3 protein-coding genes are annotated in these 3,182 nt (G+C 71.8%); 1 reads left to right on the forward strand and 2 read right to left on the reverse strand.

The genetic code is table 11. The features are described from left to right. A partial coding sequence (locus tag AC08OP_RS19515; RefSeq protein ID WP_476615503.1) for an MATE family efflux transporter occupies positions 1-817 on the reverse strand: 817 nt, incomplete at its 3' end. Between the two features lie 152 nt (positions 818-969). On the opposite strand from AC08OP_RS19515, the gene AC08OP_RS19520 reads away from it, so the two are divergent. Continuing rightward, entirely contained in the window at positions 970-2,826 is a 1,857-nt protein-coding gene (locus AC08OP_RS19520) for a glycosyltransferase family 4 protein (RefSeq protein ID WP_476615504.1), read from the forward strand. A gap of 137 nt (positions 2,827-2,963) precedes the next feature. On the opposite strand, the gene AC08OP_RS19525 is transcribed toward AC08OP_RS19520, so the two are convergent. Beyond that, positions 2,964-3,182: hypothetical protein (locus AC08OP_RS19525; RefSeq protein WP_476615505.1), on the reverse strand; the 219-nt coding region annotated here is incomplete at its 5' end.

Here is a 3,182-nt window from a genome sequence, read left to right on the forward strand (position 1 = left end):
GCAGCAGGGCAAGGGGGATCAGCGCGCCGAGGGCGACGGTGGTGTCGGCGATGACGCTGTGCCGGGCGCTGGCGCGCGGCGCCGGGATCGGCAGCGGAATCGGCCCGGTGGCCGGCGGTGTGCCGTCGTCAGGCAGCACGGTTGCCCCGCGCTGGGACACGGTTGCCCCGCGCTGGGACACGGGCGGGCGCGGCAGCCGCGGGGTGCGCGTGACGGCCCACCGGGCGTGCTCGGCGCCGACGACGACGCCGAGCACGATGCCCAGGCCCGCGCCGTTCACCCCGAGCCCGCCCAGCACGAGCACGATCACCAGGCCGATCCGGACGAAGCCCTCGACCACGAAGTTGACGGCGAGGCGCGGATAGGCCCCCCGGGCCTGCAGCAGGCCGCGTTCGACGCACAGCAGCGTCCACAGCGCGGCACCGATGGTCGCCTCGGCGATCGCGAGCGGATGCGGATAAGACATCAGCGCGGCCACCGGCCGGCACAGCACCACCGCGACGATCGCGGAGATCACGATGCCGACGCCGCAGGCGCCCCGCAGCCGCCGGATCCAGGACCACTGCTCGCGCCGGGTGCCCCCCGGCCCAGACGTCTCGTGCCGCACCACGGCGATCAGCAGCGCGTTACCCGCGACCGAGAGAATCAGGAAAATGCTGACCTGCACCGACACGGCGCCGTAGGAGTCCGGGTCCAGCGACCGGGCGACGATCAGGTTCATCAGCAGGTTGCACCCGTTGACGAGCATGCCGGCGACGGCCAGCGCTGCCGGACCGGCCAGCAGGCCCGTCACAGCCTCACGCGAGGGCTTCGCCATCAGTCTCCCCACCGGGAACGGGACACGTCGAATCACCCACAGCGGAACACCGACCATGGTAAGTGGCCGACGATTTTCCGACATCGGTAGGTTGCAGGCGAACGTTGCAGACGAACATGGTAAGCCCTGGCGAGCGGAATGAAACGGAAGGAATGCCACCGGTGACGGGAAGCCCCAGCGTGACACCCCCGGAAGGGTCGACACACCGCGGAGGGTCCCGGGAGCGCCGGTACCTGCCCACCCTCGCTGGCCGGCACGTGGTGTTCCTCAACTGGCGGGACCGGGAGCATCCGCAGGCCGGCGGGGCGGAGCTGTTCTGCCAGTCGATCGCCGAACGGTTCGCCGCGGCCGGTGCCCGGGTCACCCTGCTGACCTCGCGGGCCACGGACGGTGAACGCCCGGGTCCGCCCGTCGCCGAGTCCGTCGGCGGCGTCGAGGTACGCCGCGGGGGCGGCACCTTCGGCGTCTATCCGTCGGTGCTCGCCCGGCTGGCCAGCCTGGGGCGGGCCGGGCACCGCGTCGACGCCGTCGTCGACTGCCAGAACGGGATCCCGTTCTTCAGCCCCCTGGTGCTGCCGGCGAGCACCCCCGTCGTGCAGGTGCTCCACCACGTTCATCAGAAACAGTTCCCGTTGTACTTCCCCGGGCCGGTCGCCCGGGTCGGGCAGCTGCTGGAGGCGCCGGGCAGCCGGTGGGTCTACCGGCGCCGACCGGTGGTGGTCGTCTCCCCCTCGACCCGCGCCGAGGCCCGTGACATCCTCGGCCTGCCCGGCCCGCGCTTCCTGGTCCCCAACGGGGTGACCACCTCGGCCGCCGGGGCTAACTCGACCACCGGGGCCACCGCGTTCACGGGCCCGGCTGGCGGCGGGCCCGCAGGCTCGGATGGCGGCCCCGCGACGGCACCCACCATCGTGTGCGTCGGCCGGCTCGTGCCGCACAAGCGGCTCCACCTGCTCCTCGACGCGCTGCCCGCGCTGGTCGGGGCGCATCCCGGGCTCACCGTCCACATCATCGGCGACGGCCCGGACCGCGAACGCCTGACCGCCCGCGCGGTCGCCCTCGGGCTGACCACCCCAGATACGGTGACCACCACCGACCCGGGGGCGGCTCCGGGCTCGGGAGGCACGACCGACCGGGACGGTGACGCCGTGCGCTGGCACGGCTACACCAATGCCGCCACCCGCGACCGGTTGCTTTCCTCGGCCTGGCTGACGGTCAACCCCTCGCATGGTGAGGGCTGGGGGCTGTCGGTGCTGGAGGCCGCCGCCCTCGGGGTGCCCGCGGTGGCGTTCCGGGTCCCGGGGCTGCGCGACGCGGTCCGGGACGGGACGACGGGATGGCTGGTCGACGAGGGCGAGCCGCTGGAGAAGACCCTCGACGCGGCGCTACGGCTACTGGCCGAGCCGCCCGCGGCGGCCGAGCTGCGCGCGGCGGCCCGCGCCTGGGCGGCTGGGTTCACCTGGGACGCCAGCGCCGAGCTGCTGGCCCGGGTGGTCACCGCCGAGATCGACCGGCTGGCCGGACCGGCGGCGAAGCGGGCCGAAGCAGGGGAACAAGGCCGCGCGCCGCAGCGGGGTCGGAGACCGGATCGGGGCCTGGAGCGCCGGCGCCGGGACGATGACCTCACGCACGCCCGCTTCACCCTGCCGGTCGGCGCCCCCCGCCCGGCGTTGCGCCGCACGGACCTGGTGTACCGGCCGGATCCGACCGGCCCGGAGATGATCGCGGTCCTCTACGGCGCCGGCCCCGCCGCCGCGCGCACCGCCCTGACCCGGGCCGGAGTCGGGGCCGGCGCGCTCGCCGACCTGCGACTACGCCCGGCGACCGGCGAGGACCTGCTGTTCGCGGCCAGCCGTGACCTGGCGGCATCTCCCCCGGATCCGGGTCCCGGTCCGGTCTCGACCGACAACCGGGACGATCAGGCGAAGGCCGGAGCGCGACGAGCAGCCTCGAACATGCTTTCCACGGAGCTAGAAGGAGCAGCAGGACGGCCTCTGTCTCACGGATGAGACACTGATATCCATCATGCCCTCCCACAGGATTTCCGAACGTTTACCTTACGGCATATTTTCTGGAGGGATGGCGACCGAAGGGTAACGCGAATTGATCACATGGATATATATCTCAGCTTGGTGCAGCAAACGGCTCAACCATCCTCGTGCAGAATCCTCCTCAGCAAGAACCTGAAAGCGCCACCCAAAAGGGCTGCGGAAACGACTACCCAGATGCCTGGGATTCCAGCAAAAGCCGCTATCACAATCAATGCGGCGATCAAACTGTATCCGATGACCGTGACCGGCATGTACCAGCCGGGGTGCCGACTGTTTCCGATGATCACTAGCGACCTCCTACCGCCATGTTCCAG

The organism is Frankia sp. CeRuru1 (assembly GCF_977966315.1).